Consider the following 17,802-nt stretch of genomic DNA (forward strand, 5'->3'; position numbering starts at 1 on the left):
AAAAGTAGATTGCAACTACTTGATGGAAAAGTGCGCTATCGGCTGAAGTGATCAGTTTTGATAAAGTGATCAATCTGCGCAGGTACATAGGTGTTGTAGATAAGGCTAGTGTGAGTCTGTTTCGTCTCTATATGATCTTGCATGCCTTCTAAACGTGTTTCATCAACGGTCACTGTGCCATCAGACATAGTGTTGTCTTTATGCATTAGAATCGGCCTAGCGCCAATGCCCATTGTGCCTGCGATGCTGCCGAGCTTTTGTGGGAAAGTCCAAACATCTTCGTGCTTGTTAAGGCCGTGATACGGTGAATTACCAAGCATCGCACCGAATCCCAAATCTTGAATGCGAGTGACGATAGATGCGCCTTTCAGTGGCGAGCCAATTGCCACAACGTGGGACACCAGACTTGTCGATGGTTTTCTGCTCGCGAGGTATCGTTTAATCATCAAACCACCTAGGCTATGACCCACCAACACATTAGCAGTCAGCGGATTAAGCGCTTTGTCGATGGAATCGAACAGCGACTCTTCGTTAATTGAAACCGTGTTGTAACTCAATACTTGGGTCTCGTAGCCCAGTTTTCTCAGCTTTTGGCTAAGAGGCTGCATGACCAGCCCATGCATATAAAGACCATGTAAGATGATGATTTTCATAATGCCTCCTAGATTTATGATGTTGATTTTATCCTACTAAATTATCCATGAGACTACTGTCAGCGAATTAGCAAATCTTGCACTTCTTTTTGTAACAAATGACGATCTAACGTGGTTGGTTGCAATAGCTCACCAATATTGACTTCGATACGAGACCAAAAGCGAGTAGGGCGCTTCGTTAACGCGTGTCCATTCTTGTGGCTGAAGAAAGAGCCCCATAAGCCTTTTAACGCCATTGGAATCACTGGAACCGGTGTACGTTTTAGAATCTTCTCAACACCCGGTCGGAACTCGCCCAGTTCACCATTTGAGGTCAAACGACCTTCAGGGAAGATACAAACTACCTCGTCGTTATTAAGAGCTTGCTCAATCTGTTCGAAAGCTCTTTTGTAAGTCTCTGCGCATTTGCGTGGAGAGCAGATTGGGATAACGCCAGCATGACGAAAAACGTGCTTAAGAACAGGCAGCTCACTGATTGATTTGTCCATCACGAATCGAACAGGACGGGTTGATGTGCCCATTAGAATCAAAGCGTCTACATAGCTCACATGGTTTGCCACAATCAGCGCAGCGCCTTGCTCTGGGATATGCTGGCGACCGGTTACCGAAACTCGGTACAGACAGTGGCTTAGCAAGTAGCTAACAAAGCGCTGAGTAAACTCAGGTACTTGACGGTAAACGTAGATAGCCACGATGAAGTTACCGACTGCCAAAATGGCAAATAGCTCAACAATAGAGAACTCTAAAACACTTAACACCAAGATAGAAACAGCAGCGGAAGCGACCATAAACAGTGCGTTCATGATGTTGTTTGCCGCAATAGATTGAGCACATTCGCCCTCTTCTGAGCGCGATTGGATAAACGCATAAAGGGGAACAATAAATACGCCTCCGCTCACACCAACCAAGAACAAGTCGATCATTACTCGAATATGTGAAGATTGGGCAACAAAGCTTTGTACGTCGTAATACTGACTTGGGAAAGATTCGATTGCAGGTACTGCCCATAGTAGGTCGACACTGAAAATCGTTAAGCCCAAAATACCAAATGGCAGAATACCCAGTTCAACTTGATTGAAAGACAGCTTTTCACATAACCATGAGCCTGTCGCGATACCAACTGAGAACAGAGCCAACAACAGAGAAACCACAGTGCTGTCTGCAAATAGGTGTTCACGAGCAAAATTGGGGAATTGAGTCAGGTAAGTCGCACCCATAAACCAGAACCAACTAATCGCTAGAATCGACATCCAAATACCGCGTTGTTTTTGTGCCAGTTTGAGTGTTTTCTTCAAACCAGTAACAGGTTCGAATTTTACTTGGTCACTTTTCTTACTTGGCAGAGAAGGGATGTTTGCGCTGCTTAAAAAGCCCAGTAGTGACAGCGTAATCACAATGCAAGAGGCGATAAGCATACCATTTGGAATCGCAAGCAATAGACCTGCGCTTAATGTACCAATCAGGATAGAAAGGAAAGTCCCAATCTCAACCCAAGCGTTGCCTTTCACTAGCTCATCAGATTTTAGCGCTTGAGGAAGTAGAGCGTATTTCACAGGGCCGAAGTAAGCCGATTGAGTACCAGTCATGAAGAGTAGAACCAGCATTAGAATGGCACTCTGCGTCATGATAGCCGTCGCTGCACAACTCATGATCACTAATTCAATAAGTTTTAAGCGGCGGATTAACTTGGCTTTGTCCATGTTGTCGGCAATCGCACCAGCGTGGGCAGAAAATAGAAAAAAGGGAAGAATAAATAAGCCCGCTGCAAGGTTAACAAAAAGGTCAACCGACATCGGTAGTGAGTCAATTTGGCTGTAGGTTACCATCAACAAGAGAACATTCTTGTAGATATTGTCGTTCAGTGCACCAAGGCACTGAGTCACGAAATAGGGGAAGAATCGTTTAGTGAGAAACATGCTGGCTCCGTAATTGCAAAAATCGCGTTGAGATGGGAGCACTTTAAAGGTTGCGTTTTAGGAAGCGAGTGTGAAGAAAAGAGTTACGTTATGAGAAACCAAAAGTAACACTTTGCGATACTTTTGGTTTCATGATTTTGTGATATCGCACTGATTGGTGCTCTCATGCGTTACGAGATGAGCTTAGTGTCGAAACCAGACGCTGAGCATTCTCAATGTGACAAACAGAATGAAACCAGAGAGTCCAATAAAGCCTAATGTCACCAAATAAAAGAACAGACGCACCAAGCGAGCTTTCATTCGTTTGAAAAAACCGAGGCTTGGTGTAAGTTCAGGAACATGCTGAAAGCTTGAGATCATCACCCAAGCGGCAAGCGCCCACAACGCAGTTACGCCACTCGGAATAAGATAAGACTCCTTAACAACATCAGAAAGTTGCAAGAGTGTGGCAATGAACACCGCAAAACCACTAAACGCGATGAGTATGAAGAAAGGGAGAATAGGTCTCGTCTTGACCGATAGGCTTTTGAGTTTATCGAGCATCAGGTAGTACCTATTTGCGTTCCCAAGGGTTAAACAACGGGAATGTCCAACGACGCATCGCAATCACCAGAGAGGTACCGTGCTTCTCGTTCATATCCAGTGAATCGTCGCTCTGACAGATCTGATAAAACTCATCAATGACCTTTTGTAGCTTTTGCTGCATCTTCTTGTTGGTTGGCAAGCTCATTAAGCCCGTTGCCATCACTAGCTTTTCATCTTCAGCAGAGAAATAGCTCTGGAAGAAAGCTTCTTGAACTTGTTGCTGGAAGAAACGCTGAATAGGGCCACCTGTGTGCCACTTGAAAGTCGGGGATATACGCAGACGAATCTTGTTACCTGGCAGCAAGTCGATGATATTGAGGCGGTCGAGTTGGGCGAGCTTTTGTATCAGCTCTAACTCATCAAAGGTGTATTGCTCGATGATTTGTTCGAAGCGATAACCATTGACCACACAAACCGCAACCAACAATAAGCCTTTATCATCAACCAGCTGTTTTTCTTGTTCTAGCGTGAGCGACTCCAGCCCTTTGTTGTGTGCTGCTGCCAGTTTAAATAGCTCTGCCATTTCTAACCCAATCAGCTGACAGATACGCTCCAAGCGGTCGAGGCTGATTTGACTGCCTTCTGCCAATAAGCGTTTTACGGAGCCCTCGCTCAGTTCCAAGTGCTGCGCGACATCGACATAGTGCAAGCCAGATTGCTTGAGTTGGCGTTTGAGCTCTTTAATTAGGTCGTGACTTTCCGACATATTAACCTTCTACTTCTTGGCGCAACTGCTCTAGGTAAGACTGCATAAACGCTTTACGCTTCAAACCTTCTTCATATGCTGCTTTGGTGTTCATTGTCTCAACAATTTTAAACAATTTGGTTTGGAAGTGATCGATGGTGAATCGTTTATCTTCCAATTCTCGATGCTCTGCAAACATGTCTTGTTCGTTATATAAGGCGGCATCAAATAACGTGCTCACTTGAATACAACGTGTCACACCAATTGCGCCAAGCGCGTCTAAGCGGTCTGCGTCTTGGACGACCTGAGCTTCCAACGTATTTGGTGTAATGTTGGCGCTAAAGCTGTGAGATTCGATCGCGTGGGCGATAGCGTCATGGTACTGAGCAGGGTAGTCGATGCTTTCTAGAAACGAAATCGCTTTGGTTGCCGCAATCGTTGAGCTTTGTTTGCGGTTCGGGTGATCTTTTGGGTAAGTAAAGCAATCGTGCAGATACGCAGCAGGTAATACAACGGCTAAATCTGCGCCTTCTTGTTCTGTTAGCTGACGAGCGGTTTTGACTACGCGTTGTACGTGACTGAGGTCGTGAGCGGCATCAGTTTGCATCTCTTGCAGCATAAACTGTAGGAACTGGGGCTCAAATTGGCTGAGCTCTGCTAGGTTGAGTTGAGACATGGATTTCTTCTAAAAAATAAAGGCTTAGACAGAGTATGCCTAAGCCTTTATTAAATTGCCAAATGAGGCGTTGTTATTGAGATGTTGCGAAGAAAGCCTTGTTGTTTTACAGGGTGCGAGTGAATCGGAACGTTTGTACTTTTTGTTCTGCTCCGTCGATGTAAGCGTAGCTATCGATGGTCCAAACGTTTGGACCTGCAAAACCTAGCTCGACACGCACATCACCCGTCGGAATACCTTGGTAAATGACGTCGTTAATGTTCATCGGGTAGAAGTTGTAGCGATGGTTTTGTGATTGTTGTTCGCCAGCAAAAGCAACCGATACATCTTTTGCTTCATTGGTCAGCGTCAATTGGTAGCCTGCTTGTGGATCGAACGTGAACGCGGCATTAAGGTCAACACCTTGCGAGTTGGTCACCTTAACATTTGCTTCTGTTGTTTTTGCTAGCGAGCCGTGTGCCGACAAACCTTCTAAGCCTTTGAAGTCGCGATTGTGGTTCTGGATATTTACGTTCCAATCACCTACAAAGTTATCGATCTCTTGCCACTGTTGCGGGGCATTGGTTGCTGCTGTGTTCTGACCACCGTTAATACCACTAATCGCGTCATTGCGGCTGTCGTGGCGAATGTTGTCACGGTTATTGTGAATATCCGCGCCCGCACCTGCGACACCACCGGCGACACCACCCGCAACTGCGCCTTTCACGGCAAGCTCAGCATCCCCCGTCAAAGCGCCCATCGTCAGACCTAAAAGTGCACCACCTGCAGCGCCTTGTTTTGTTAATGCGTTTGGATCATCTTCTCCCGGAGTCACGCATCCTGCAAGTAGGGGAAGAGATAGCGCCGCGACCAATGTAGTTTTGTTGAAAATGTTCATGTATTTCACTCCGAGATGTTTGGTTCGAAGCTATTATTGAACGCTGTTTGATTAGGAATCTACTTATCTCGCTGATAACCGACAGTTATCACGCAAAAGTTTTGTTTGCTATAAGGCTCAAAATTTTTCTGTTTGGCTCGATTTGATGGAGGCAAAGAAAAGGGTCAACATTGCTGCTGACCCTAGGTTTTATTTTATTCTTTATTTTATAAGCACTAATTTTGACGTTGTTAGTGTTAAATCTGTGTTTGGGCGATTTGCGGCATTTTAGTATAAAGCTCAACTAACTCCTTAACTTTAGTGTTTGTTACGAAGGAGTGCAAATATTTATTACGCAAATTGTCTATATTATGAAATTTAATTTGAATGCAATTCACAAAATTTCACATTCAAAAACACATTCAAACCATGAAGTGTCTCAAGTTTGAGCCCACCATAATTAGGATCTATCTTTCATGATCCAGATCAGTATTGATATCTCTTTAGAGGGATAGCATTCACGCGAAAATTGATAATTATAAATTGAGTCCGAGATATGCAGGATTTATATGAGCTAGAACGTAAGTTGGTGGAATACGGCGCAGATATGAAAGGCTTAAAGGTTGTACCTGCCATTGTTGATGAAGATGGCAAGGTTGTTTATTTAGGGAATACGCCTTCGTTGCTAAGGAATGTCATTAGTTGCCGTAGACACCTAACACAGCGCGTGAAGAAATAAAAAAAGGGTCTGATTCAATCAGACCCTTTTTTTGTTTAAAAGCTCAGTGATTAGCGTTTGTAAGTCACTTGCTCTTGCTCACCAAGGTGAATGTGTGTTGTCGCAGGCTGTGTTTCTGCAATCACTTTACCGTGACGAACAGAGTAACGAACTGGCACTTGACGACGTACTGCGTCAAAACCATTTTCTGCAGGAAGAATCAGTAAACTACCTGGCTTACCTGTTTCAATGCCGTGCTTGTCTTGAATGTTCAGTGTACGTGCTGAATTCGTGCTGATCAGATCCAGTGAGTTGTTGATTTGGTCGTAACCCATCACCTGACACACGTGCAGACCCATATGCAGCACTTGTAGCATGTTTGCAGTGCCTAGTGGGTACCAAGGATCGAAGACATCATCGTGACCAAAACACACGTTGATGTTCGCATTCAGCATTTCTTTCACACGAGTCACACCACGGCGTTTCGGGTAATCATCGAAGCGGCCTTGAAGGTGAATGTTCACCAATGGGTTTGCAACGAAGTTGATACCAGACATGCGTAGCAGACGGAACAGGCGAGATGCGTAAGCACCGTTGTAAGAGCCCATAGCCGTTGTATGGCTTGCAGTTACCTTGTGACCCATGTTGAACTTGTGCGCTAGCGCAGCAAGCGTTTCAACAAAGCGTGATTGCTCGTCATCGATCTCATCACAGTGTACGTCGATCAAACGGTCGTATTTCTGTGCCAGTTCGAAAACGTAGTGTAGAGATTCAATACCGTACTCACGAGTGAATTCAAAGTGAGGAATCGCACCAATAACGTCAGCACCCAACTGAACCGCTTCTTCTAACAGTTCTTTGCCGTTCGGGTAAGACAAAATACCTTCTTGCGGAAACGCAACGATTTGAATGTCTACCCACTCTTTCATTTCTTCACGAACTTCTACCATCGCTTTTAGGGCAATTAGGGTAGGGTCAGAAACGTCAACGTGAGTACGAACGTGCTGTACGCCGTTTGCAATTTGCCACTTAAGCGTTTGCTTCGCGCGTGATTTCACATCTTCAATCGACAACATCTCTTTGCGCTCAGCCCAACGCTCAATGCCTTCGAAAAGCGTACCTGAAATGTTCCAGCTTGGCTCACCTGCTGTTTGCGTTGTGTCTAGGTGAATGTGAGGCTCACAGAATGGAGCGACAGCCATGCCGCCCTCTGCATCAAGCACTTCACCTGTGTAATTTAGCTCTACATTATTGTCTTCAATACGCTTGAATTGACCATCCTCAATCAAAATTTGCTGGAGACCTTCCTGTCCCTTTAGCGTTGCGTTCTTGATCAATAGTGTTGTCATGATGGTTCCTTACGCTGGCTGCTGTGCCAGTGTCTTTTTATTAAGAATAGGATTTAGAATCAGGTAGCTGATTGTGCCGCCTAGTACCGCATTCACAGGCACGATACCCGGAAGGAAGTGACCTGCTGCAACACCAATCGCCACAGCGATAATGCCAGCCCAGTTTACCGTTTGGAACTCTGCTGCTGCGAAATTTGTGTAACGTTTACGGTTCATGAAGAAATCCGCAATGATTACGCCACCAATTGGTGGAATTGCAACCGATAGGAAGGTTAACCAGCCTACAAAGTTATTGTACAACCATAGTGCACACAATGTACCTACTAAACCGTTCGCCATTGAGATGTATTTACTTGGCAAACCAGTGATGTTGGAGAAGCCCAGGCCTGAGGCGTAAAGCGCGTTGTCGTTGGTTGTCCAAATATTCAAGCCAAGAACGATGATAGCTGGAATAAGAAGACCTTGCGCGATCATCACTTCTGAAATGTCTGATTGACCCGTTACCGCTGCACCAGCTGCGCCAAAGATGAACATCAGTGAGTTACCGATAAAGAACGCCACCATGGTGACCATCACTGCGCCTTTTGGCTTTTTGCCGAATCGAACGAAGTCTGCGGTTAACGTACCCGCACTGACAAATGAGCCTACGACCATAGCAAGAGCGACAGAGAAATCGATTGGCTGCGAAGGTTGTACTTTTTGAAGTTCTGCTACGCCACCAACGCTATTTACTGCTTCCACTACCGAGTAACCGCCTAGTAGGGCAATTGCTGGTACTGCAATTGCCGATAACACCATAAGTGCAGAGATACCAAAGTAAACCGTTGCGGTCATGAGTAGACCAGAAATGATGATAAGCGTGTTTGTATCGATGCCTGTTGCCTTGTTCACTGGAATCGCAAACATCGCTACGCCAACACCAAACCAACCAACTTGTGTACCGCCAAGAAGTGCGGAAGGAAGCCAAGAGCCTTTAGAGCCAAAAGAGAAACGAGCAAGGAGGTGAGTAGAGAGACCAGTAGAAGCGCCGATGTAACCGAGGAAGGAAGTGTAAATACCGAGGATGAGGTTACCGATGAGAACAGCGAGGAAGAAATCGTCAAAAGAAAGGCCAGTACCGAGCGAACCGCCCGTCCACATACTTGCGGAGAAGAAAGTGAGTCCCAACATAACCATGGTTAATGAAGCAACGCCCTTTCTGGCACTGTTAGGAACTGGTCCTAGACTGTAGTTATTGTCTGCAGCCATTTTTACCTCCGCAAAGAAAATTAAAACTAATTATCGATCCCAATTTCTGGGCAAACGGCGCGTATTATCGTGATGTAAATCTCATAGTCAATGAGTTTTTTGTCATTTAAACGTTTACTTTACGCTTTTATGATTTTAAGTCCTTTATAAACATGAGGTTATAATTTATTTGTGGAATGAAAAAAATTCCAGTTTCTACAATCTACGGTGGGTAAATATGTAATGAAATCGGTATCATTTGGTTCATGGTGGTATTTAAGTTGATTTTATATGTTTGTTTATGAATGTATGAAATGTTGGGTTTTTGGCATCAAAAGCAACCGTTTTCTTTTGGTGGGCGTTCTACTTTGTTCATAAATCAAACTTAAATTATGGAAGCTGAATGTAATTATGATGCCTTAGTGTTTAAATGCTGCTGAGTTGATTGTTTTAAGTGGTTTTTGTTTGTGTTTTCTTTCATGTAATCGGTTGTATTTTTTTGTTGGCTGCGCGTTGGTCAATAGTGGAATGGTGAAATAGCGATTTTCTGATACAAAAGAAGTTAAAAAGTAATGGAAACGAACTGGGTTGATGAGCATTTATGCCCGCCTAGAAAGTATTTTCTATGAGAGATAGTTGAGTTCTGAAAGGCTGGAGCGGAAGTGAAGGTGAATGTACAAAGTACAGATAAAAAAATAGCCAACCGCAAAGAGTGCGATTGGCTTATATACTTGTGAACAAATTGAGTTCACTAACAACGTCAGTTGGCTAGGTGACCCTCGGCTTAAGAAGGGTCAGTCATACTAATGCAGTTAGTGTGCCAACTTTATAACCGCCTAAAAATCGCGGTTTCTGTGACATAGGTTGCCTAAAATCCCTCGCTTATTGCAAAATGCAATTTCGTTTTGCAATTTGTAATTATAATGCTAATGATGAATTAATTAACTAGAGCAATCGTTTTTACAACATTACTAGGCTTGCTGTTCCTAAAAAAGCGAAGAAGCCGACCACATCTGTCACGGTAGTCAAAATGACGGAACCAGCTAAAGCAGGATCGAGTTTCAATTTATCCAGAACAATAGGGATCAAAACACCAAATAGGGCTGCTGTTATGATATTTACGATGATAGCTAATGCGATGGTGCCGCCCAGTACGGTTGATTGGAACCATAAACCCGTCAGCCCACCGATGATCAGCGCCCAAAGTAAGCCGTTCAAAGAACCAATACCAAGCTCGTTTTTCAAGAGTGCAAAACGGTTACCCGGAGTGATCTGGTTTAACGCCATAGCGCGAATCATAAGAGTAAGTGTCTGACTGCCCGCGATACCACCCATAGAGGCAACGATTGGCATCAGAACGGCGAGAGCAACCACTTGTGAAATTACGTCTTCAAACAACCCGATAGTGACAGAGGCTAAAATAGCGGTTAGCAAGTTGATGCCCAGCCAAACCCCACGCTTTTGAGAGCTTTTTAATACCGGAGCAAATAAGTCATCGCCTTCATCCATACCCGTACCAGCCATTAAACGCGCTTCGTATATTTCACGCTGCGTGCTTAATGCGAATTGCCAATCCACTTCACCGATTAAGGTTTGGTCGGTATCCGTTACTGGCAACGCTGGCAGGGGGCTATGCTCCAACGCTTCTACGGCCTCAGATAATTCCATTTTACTGTCGAGTACTGTGACGGTTTCTATCGCTAAGGTTTTAAGGCGAACGTCTTCCTCACTACGCAAGATTTCATAGTAGTTCACCGCGCCACGAAACTGTTTCTTACGGTTGATGAGATACACCTGCTGCGGTGTGTCGTAACTGTAACGCTCCATTAGGCGTCGAGCTTTGCCAACCGTGATATTAAAAGGGAGAGTGATGATCTTACGCTCAGCCCAGCGGCCAAGTTCTTCGTCTTCGTATTCGTTGGCTTGATCGTAGAGGTCGAGTTCATCTTTCTCAATCAACTCTAACGCTTCATTGATAAACTCTTCAGGCAGAGAGTCTGCCCATTCGATCAGAGATAAGTTATCTAGCTTGGCTAAGGTAAGCTTTAGCTCAACTTCAGAAAGTGCTTCGATGATCGAAAGACGTACTTCTGCACGCATTTCTGTTAGTACATCGATGTGCAACTCCATAGGTAATGCGCGCCACAATCTCACACGATCATCGATCGGAAAGGCTTCGAGAATCAGCGCAACCGCACCGGGTTCGAGGCCGCATTCGATAGAATCATTGAGAGCGGTGATTTGCTCCGCTTCTTCTGCTTGGACAATTTGTTCAATTAGAGTGGAAAGGTCTTGAAACTTACTCAACGAGCACCCCGACAGTCAGATTATTCTTATAGGCAGCGGATCAAGGTACTCGAAAGTAGCAGAAAAACAATAGCCTATTCGTCAATAATCTGTAGGTAAGGTGAGACCAGTTGGCGAATGTTTACTTTTGCGCCAATACGAGCGGCGAGCAAGTACATGCCACCGATTTTTCTGTGCAGGAATAGTGCATCCGCTGGTGGGGTGTGCCAGTACTCTTGCTTCATGCTTAGAATGGTGCCGGCTTCTCGGAGTTTCTGAGCTAGGCCACTGGCTTTGAAGTCGTAAGGTTCATCAACCAACATGGGTTCACACGCCATTTTAACTAAGTCGAGAATTGCTTGGCGCTGTGCTGGCAGGATGGTTTGGCTGAAGAAGCCAATCTGTTCAAGCGCGTCATTCAAGCCTTGTTCGTCATTATTCACGACAGATGCAAAGGCTTGGCGGTAGCCAGTACTAAATCGTTCGCTGTATTCGCGAGTCGCCCCAAAGTCTAGCAAGCCGATTTGACGAGTGTTTTCGATATATAAGTAGTTAGCAAAGTTTGGGTCGGTTTGTACCATCTTGAATTCGAACAGTTCTCTGAACAGTAATTCGAGTAGGCTATGCATGACAAAATCTCGCGTACTCTGATCATAATGTTCGATTTGCTCAATCGGACTACCATCAATGAATTCCATCGCGAGAACGGAATCGGAGCAACTTTCAGTATGGATCTTTGGCACAACAAAATGAGGGTGCTCTTTCAAAGCGTCATGATAACGAATGGCAAATTGCGCTTCTCGTGCGTAATCGGCTTCATCATGCAGTTGCTTTTTCGCTTCTTCGAGCAGTCCTTTGTAGTCGACGGACTCCGGAATCAACCCAACGACTTTGAGTAGTGTGCCGACATTATCGACGTCGCTATCGATACTTTTTCTTATGCCTGGATATTGCACTTTGACGGCTAGATTATCACCTGCATCGCTGTAAGCCTGATGCACTTGTCCTATTGAGGCGCTGGCAATAGGCTTAAAGTTAAAGGAGAGGAACTCGGCTTTCCAGTTAGCACCAAGTGAACCTTCCATAACACCGTTCAGTTGCTTCGCTGGCATTGGGTCTGCGTTGGAGCGAAGGCGTGAGAGAATATCGGCGAGTTCAGGTTCTAAAACATCACCAGCATCCATTGACAGCATTTGACCGAGCTTCATTGCAGCACCACGTAAGTGCGCTAGTTGGTCGGTTAAGCGCGCGATGTTCTGCGGTGTCAACAAGAGGTCTTTCGCTTTTGGTTTGTTGCCTTTGGCGATCTGCTTCGTGCCTTCTGCAATTACATTGCCTGCGACACGGGTAGCAAGTGAAGCGAACTTGCTGAATCTTGAGATGCGATGGGTAGGTAGGCTTCTTTCCTTTGCCGACATGAATCTTCTCCGTTGTTTACTAACTAATTGTTATACGGGAAAAGTACGTGCTTGGATACAAATGAAAAGAAAACCGCCAGCGGAACTGGCGGTTTGTGAGTTTAGATAGAGTAGAAGAAGTACAGTTGAGACTTCATTCGGATGATGATCCCGCGAATCACATCCAAGAAGGCCATGAAGCCTATCGGTTTTTCACCGCTGACCCATGCAAGGCCAACAGAGCCAACAGGGATGTCGTAGCCTTCTGGCTCATCAATCTTAAGACGAACAAAGTGGTGTTTGTTCTGCAAGTTTTTACCAGTTGTCACGCGAACAGAGTCATCGAACCCCATCAGGTTACCTTGTGATTCACCTGTCGCCTCAACAATACCTTCGACGGTTGCTGAGAAGATCTTACCTGGATAAACCGAAGAGGAGAATTCCGCAGGTTGACCCGGTTTGACGTTACGAATCGCTTGGTGATTTACTCGCATTAGTACGTACTTCTCGTTGGTGTACATATTGATACGTGGCATCGCCGATACACGCTGACCCTCACGCAGGATAAAGTTAGTCACAAAGCCATCGCTAGGTGCGTGCACTTTGGTGCTGTTCAAATCCCATTGTGCTTTTGCGATTTGCTCTTCCGCTTGACGCAATTCAGCCTGTTTCGTTTCAACCGCTAGCTCCGCTTTATGAATCGCCAGCTTCGCACGTGAAATATCGACTTGTTTCTTCTTGATTTGAGATTCCAGAGTCAACACATTGTGGCGAGCCATGTCTACCGTGCTCGACTGTTTGTCGATGTCGCTTTCCGTAATGGTGTTTTGCACCACTCGGTTTTGCTCAACATAACGATCGAGCATCTTTTTCTGCAATTTGTAGTCAACTTTCGCTGCTTCCAACTGACTCTTTGATGTTTCTAAATCTTGAACAAGCGCTTCATGGTTCGCTTCTTCTATGGCGATGTCACCTTTCGCTGTTGCCAGAGCCACTTTGGCAGAGTCCGCCGATACACGTGCTTGATTCAGTGCGATTTCATATTGCGTTGGGTCGAGTTCGTAAATGAGCTGACCTTTCTCAACTTGTTGATTTGGCTTGATGTATATGTGGTCAACTTTGCCCTTCACGTTAGTTGAATCTGGGCGCAATTGAACATGAGGAGATTGCACCACTGAACCGCCGGACAAATCCATCGGAGTGAAGTTAATCAAGCCCACCCATACGAACATCAGCCAACCCAAACCGCCAAGGTAAGCGAACGATTTGGTCGCTTTGTTCCAAGGCATACCGACTAAACGGAGCAGATAGATGAAGAGTGCCCATACCGCTAAACCTTCTAACATTATGCCTCCTCTTGTGGCTGTGTTTCTGTTTGCGGTTTACTTTTCCATGTATCACGCAGATTGATGATGGCTTTTTCCATATCAACGAATGCAAAGATCACGGCTAGCACCCATACCCAGTGCCAGACAAATCCTATCCAGGTGAGGGCAGTGATAAGCCCTATCTGATGATGGTCCTTGCTGTGCGCCTTATTAATAGGCAACTCATGGATTTTCCAAAAGCCGTAACACGCGCCTGCAACACTCGCGATTAAAACGACGGCAGCGACAACATGTAACGCAGTATCTGCGCCTGTTCCGACAAATGGGACACTCAGTAAACTCATTAAACACTCCTCTATCAAACTGTTGGCTTATTTTGAGCAGGAATTGAAATGGATGAGTCTTTGTGACACATTCAATCACTACAAGATGAATTTTGATGTGATTGGTTATGAAAACAGTTCGATTCATTCGCGCGATGGGCATTTTAAACATGCATAACCTTGCGTTATCTAAATACAATTTGACGTCTGATGAGCTTGGGATTCCGTCTTCAGTCTTCCATAACCCTATGACCTTGATTCCGTTGAAAGCGGTCAGTGAATGGTATCAACGGATTGAAAGGATGAGTGGTGATCCAGACGTAATATTGAATGTCAGCCGAGATATCGACTTGCAAAAACTTGGACCTGTTGGGCGTTGGTTGTTTTCTGGTAATGATCTAGCCAGCACAATTCGACGTGTGAACTATGGCGTGAGTAACCTTCAGTCTGGGGCGTTCTTTGCTGGAGCACAATCGGGCAAGATCATTAAGTGGACGTACGACAATCCCTTTATTGATACCAATATAAAGGTTCACGATAGTATTCGTAGCGCCATTTTTATGATTAAAATTCTTCGAGAATTTCTAGGTAAAGATTATAAACCGCTTCGCGTATTGGTTTCTGGTTCAAGGAAGAATCATGATTTGTATCGAGAGTATTTCGGGTGCGATATCGATTGGAGCCAACCTAAGACAGAAATATGGATTAACGGTGATGACCGTCTTGCTTCTCGGCAGGTAACTCATCGTGAAGACAACCGTTTAGCGATGAGCTTTTCCGACTTGGATGATTTGCTCAATATGCCCGATCCAGAAGATGAACTGAAAGTGATATATGAAGTGGTGCACTACAGCAGTCATTACGGGTTACCAACGTTAGAGCGAGTATCTTCTCTGCTTGGTTTATCTGATCAGCAGTTTCAACGCCGTTTGCACAAATTAGGGCTCAACTACTCGACGGTCTCAGGCTATGTATTGAGCAATGTTGCGGCAGGGTTATTGAGCAAACGCGTGAGTATTGATGATATTTCTGTACGCCTTGGTTATACCAATGTGGCGAGTTTCAATCGCATGTTCAAAAAACATCGTGGGCTGACGCCAAAGCAGTACGCGGCGCGCCTAGAAAAATAGCGTGACAAGTCATGTATTAACAAAAAGCCCTCTAGGTTGAGGACTTTGGTTCTTCTATGTTGTTAAGCGCTTATTCTTCTGGACGCCAGCTCAGTGCGCTCGCAACGGCACCAATAGCCACCACGTCTTTTTGTTGATCGCTAAGCTCGGGAAGCATTTGCACTGCGATTGTACCGTTGGTTTGTACCGCAGCAATTTCTTGTGTGCCTTGCTTGAAGCTGTAACCCAATGGAATATCTACCGCCATCATTGAACCAGGGCTTGTGTGCACGGTTTCTACGTTGAAATGCGTGTTGCCAACGCGAACGCTGCCAGTCTCTTTCTTTTCTAGACTGATATCGATCAGTGCCGATTTTGGCTTCATTGCAAACTCACCGACTTTGACACCGTCTTGGGTGATTTGGCATGTGTAAGGGTCGTTTCCACCAAAATCAACACCCATGTAGTTCACTGACATACCACCACCTGTGCAGCTCAGTAACCAGGTTTCGCCGCTGTCTACGCGAGTCACTTCTGCACCCATTGCGCCTTCTTTGAACGAGATGCGATTGAACCAGCTTGAGTTCGAAGCACTGCGCGAGTATTTACCTTTGTACTTACCGGCAAAATCAAATCGACCATCGGCTCCGAATCCCCAAAAATCGCCGTCGGTTTTTACCAACATTTCTGGTTGCGCTTTTACTGCATCAGTACGATCCATGACGGCAAGGCCACCACAGCCAACAAGGATTAGGGGAGAAAGTAGAGTAAGTTTCTTCATGTTTTTCATCGTTTATAGCTTCGTTACGTCTAAAGTTTGGTCGGTGAATTGGATGTTCTGAATGTCGTATAGCTCGTCAGTGCCTGTGCTAGGACACTCAACAGTTACATTCTTCGCTTTGATAACGATACATTCCGCCAGTTTGTGTGGCACGATGTAGGTGTTGATGCCTCCTTCACCGTAAATACTGTTATCTTTGTTGTTGCCTTCGAAGGTGTTGTCTTGATCGTTACCGATGACATTGATTGCTTGGTCGCCAACGATCTTTACCTTTGTGAGCCACTGAGATTTGTAGGTGTATGCTTCTACCAAACCGTCTTTGTTTGGTGCCATACGGAAGGTAGGCACTGTGCCTGGATTCGTCTTCTCCGTGTAGAGTTTGACGCCAGCAGAGTCGATGTTCGCGGTGTATTGCAAATATCCGTGGAATAAGCCGCTAATCCAATCAACCGCTTGCGGGTCTTGGCTTTGCATTTCCTCACGCGTTAAAGCTTGGTAGCCGTCTAGGCCTTGCCCGTTTGCTTTTGCTACACCCATGTAAGCTTCAAAAGCAGCAGCAAAATATTCATGAGAGTAAGAAGGGCCGGTTTGCTTAACACGCTCCGGGTCGAAGTCGTCCGACTCCCAATCTTCCCAGTCTCTTTGTGTAGGACGCCACACGGTGGGCTTGCCAGCTTGCATATCGGAATAGATACTCAGTGCATGTGCTTGAATGCCGTTTTGCAGTGACGAAGTCGACGCGTTAGGCGCAATGCCTTGCGCTTGAACCAAATGTAGAATCTCTTCAAAAGCAGCGTCTCGGTCAGCATGCTCACCCAGATTAGCGCAGTAATCGGCAAAGTTGCTCATGTAATGGCAATCGCCTTCAACGGTCAATTCGCGATACATTAAAGATTGACTGTTCATCAACCAGTTTGGTGTGTCTGCGCTGTTCATTAAGGTTGTTGCAATCGAATCGACAAGTGAATCTAAGTCCTCTTCGCTAAGTGCCATCATGTCTTCCACAAACTTTTCTAAAGAACTGGTATCAAAAGTGTGCGTTAGACCTGAATCAGCAATTGCGTGGTTCAACTTGCCTTGACGAATAAGCTCACTGACGAAAATTTTTGTCAGCATCTCATCATTTTGATCGTCGTTTTTAGTCAACATCAATGTCGCGTCACGTGCTGCTAGTGTCTTAGCGATGCGAGATTTGTCGGTACCGTATTTAGAATTCGGTTGGGTTGTGAGTAGGTGCTGGATAATTTTTGCGGCACGAAAGATTTTTTCATTGTTCACACCATTGTCAACCGCAACAATATGAAATGCATCATCATTGTTGGCTTCAGAAAGCGAGATTTTTACATAGTGGGTGAAGCCAGCATCAGCAGCTACCTTCAACTCAGTAGGAAACGCTGTAGAAACGACATTAGGGATGATAACGGTGCTCAATACTGGGGCTGGTGGCGTAGTCGTTGTCGATGTTTTCGAGCTGGAGTCACTACCACCGCAAGCCGTAAGGCTTACCGCGCACAATATTGCCAAAGGGGATAATTGAGCGAATTTCATTTTTTGTATTACTCACTGACTGAAGGTTCGCCCGAGAATCTATGAGTAACAGGAATTTCTGTCTATATGGGCAAATGAAGTCATAACTGTTGGGAATGAATTCTTGTAAGGTTTTTAATTCGACTAATCTAAAATAATAATGGATTTATGTGTTAAATTTGCATTAAGTTTTAGCTTAAAAATCTTTTTAATCATAATTGTGTGGTTGGTAATTCCATTTCTGGTTTTATTAGCTGTGCGTGTTTTTATAAATGTATGGTTTGTAAGTGTTTGTAAGGCATTTCTTGTAGGAAAAAGTGTCAATAGAGTGGGTTGCACCCTACAAATCGGACGATATACTTCTTCTGTTTTATAGATGGAGTGAA

General features: G+C 45.0%; 16 protein-coding genes. 2 read left to right on the forward strand and 14 right to left on the reverse strand.

All coding sequences use genetic code 11. The features are described from left to right. Window positions 1-35 precede the first annotated feature (35 nt). From ITG12_RS17760 to ITG12_RS17785, 6 genes are all read right to left on the reverse strand, one after another. The gene (locus tag ITG12_RS17760) at window positions 36-653 is read right to left on the reverse strand and encodes a cob(I)alamin adenolsyltransferase/cobinamide ATP-dependent adenolsyltransferase (protein ID WP_005442468.1); all 618 of its coding nucleotides are present in this window, start codon (window positions 651-653) and stop codon (window positions 36-38) included. A gap of 59 nt (window positions 654-712) precedes the next feature. Continuing rightward, on the reverse strand, window positions 713-2,569 hold the full coding sequence (locus ITG12_RS17765; protein WP_038877676.1) for an MFS transporter: 1,857 nt from the start codon (window positions 2,567-2,569) through the stop codon (window positions 713-715). Between the two features lie 183 nt (window positions 2,570-2,752). Next, window positions 2,753-3,112, reverse strand: coding sequence for a hypothetical protein (locus ITG12_RS17770; RefSeq protein ID WP_038877674.1), 360 nt, complete (start codon window positions 3,110-3,112; stop codon window positions 2,753-2,755). Between the two features lie 10 nt (window positions 3,113-3,122). Beyond that, window positions 3,123-3,860, reverse strand: a complete 738-nt coding sequence (locus ITG12_RS17775) for a helix-turn-helix transcriptional regulator (RefSeq protein WP_009704793.1) — start codon at window positions 3,858-3,860, stop codon at window positions 3,123-3,125. A 1-nt stretch (window position 3,861) separates the two neighbouring features. Further along, window positions 3,862-4,515 carry an HD domain-containing protein gene (locus ITG12_RS17780; RefSeq protein WP_038877672.1) on the reverse strand — a complete coding sequence of 218 codons (654 nt, stop codon included), beginning with the start codon at window positions 4,513-4,515 and terminating at the stop codon, window positions 3,862-3,864. A 106-nt stretch (window positions 4,516-4,621) separates the two neighbouring features. Next, entirely contained in the window at window positions 4,622-5,392 is a 771-nt protein-coding gene (locus ITG12_RS17785) for a hypothetical protein (protein WP_038877670.1), read from the reverse strand. A 535-nt stretch (window positions 5,393-5,927) separates the two neighbouring features. Here ITG12_RS17785 and ITG12_RS17790 point away from each other — a divergent pair. Next, window positions 5,928-6,110, forward strand: a complete 183-nt coding sequence (locus ITG12_RS17790; protein ID WP_009704791.1) for a hypothetical protein — start codon at window positions 5,928-5,930, stop codon at window positions 6,108-6,110. A 50-nt stretch (window positions 6,111-6,160) separates the two neighbouring features. Here the strand turns inward: ITG12_RS17790 and ITG12_RS17795 are convergent, their stop codons facing one another. The 6 genes from ITG12_RS17795 to ITG12_RS17820 all read right to left on the reverse strand — a co-directional run bounded on the left by ITG12_RS17795 (window position 6,161) and on the right by ITG12_RS17820 (window position 14,020). Further along, on the reverse strand, window positions 6,161-7,438 hold the full coding sequence (locus ITG12_RS17795; protein ID WP_038877668.1) for a cytosine deaminase: 1,278 nt from the start codon (window positions 7,436-7,438) through the stop codon (window positions 6,161-6,163). 9 nt (window positions 7,439-7,447) lie between these two features. Beyond that, entirely contained in the window at window positions 7,448-8,686 is a 1,239-nt protein-coding gene (gene codB / locus ITG12_RS17800; protein ID WP_038867329.1) for a cytosine permease, read from the reverse strand. A gap of 939 nt (window positions 8,687-9,625) precedes the next feature. Next, complete coding sequence (locus ITG12_RS17805; protein ID WP_038877664.1) at window positions 9,626-10,972, reverse strand: magnesium transporter; 1,347 nt, start codon at window positions 10,970-10,972, stop codon at window positions 9,626-9,628. 74 nt (window positions 10,973-11,046) lie between these two features. Further along, window positions 11,047-12,369: an AarF/ABC1/UbiB kinase family protein gene (locus tag ITG12_RS17810; protein ID WP_038877663.1), complete on the reverse strand. Its 1,323-nt coding sequence runs from the start codon at window positions 12,367-12,369 to the stop codon at window positions 11,047-11,049. A gap of 101 nt (window positions 12,370-12,470) precedes the next feature. Further along, window positions 12,471-13,694 carry a biotin/lipoyl-binding protein gene (locus ITG12_RS17815; protein ID WP_038877661.1) on the reverse strand — a complete coding sequence of 408 codons (1,224 nt, stop codon included), beginning with the start codon at window positions 13,692-13,694 and terminating at the stop codon, window positions 12,471-12,473. After that, a complete protein-coding gene (locus ITG12_RS17820; RefSeq protein ID WP_005433326.1) occupies window positions 13,694-14,020 on the reverse strand; it encodes an MFS transporter in 327 nt (108 codons plus the stop codon). Before ITG12_RS17820 ends, ITG12_RS17815 begins: the two co-directional genes overlap by 1 nt. A gap of 107 nt (window positions 14,021-14,127) precedes the next feature. On the opposite strand from ITG12_RS17820, the gene ITG12_RS17825 reads away from it, so the two are divergent. Continuing rightward, window positions 14,128-15,129: an AraC family transcriptional regulator gene (locus ITG12_RS17825; RefSeq protein ID WP_038877660.1), complete on the forward strand. Its 1,002-nt coding sequence runs from the start codon at window positions 14,128-14,130 to the stop codon at window positions 15,127-15,129. A 70-nt stretch (window positions 15,130-15,199) separates the two neighbouring features. On the opposite strand, the gene ITG12_RS17830 is transcribed toward ITG12_RS17825, so the two are convergent. Together ITG12_RS17830 and ITG12_RS17835 are read right to left on the reverse strand one after the other, a co-directional pair. Further along, a complete protein-coding gene (locus ITG12_RS17830; RefSeq protein ID WP_248874640.1) occupies window positions 15,200-15,889 on the reverse strand; it encodes a hypothetical protein in 690 nt (229 codons plus the stop codon). 12 nt (window positions 15,890-15,901) lie between these two features. After that, window positions 15,902-17,437 (reverse strand): hypothetical protein, encoded by a 1,536-nt coding sequence (locus ITG12_RS17835; RefSeq protein WP_038877657.1) that lies wholly within the window; start codon window positions 17,435-17,437, stop codon window positions 15,902-15,904. Window positions 17,438-17,802: the final 365 nt, after the last annotated feature.

Origin of the sequence: Vibrio sp. ED002 (assembly GCF_023277445.1) — a bacterium.
Taxonomy (GTDB): domain Bacteria; phylum Pseudomonadota; class Gammaproteobacteria; order Enterobacterales; family Vibrionaceae; genus Vibrio; species Vibrio jasicida.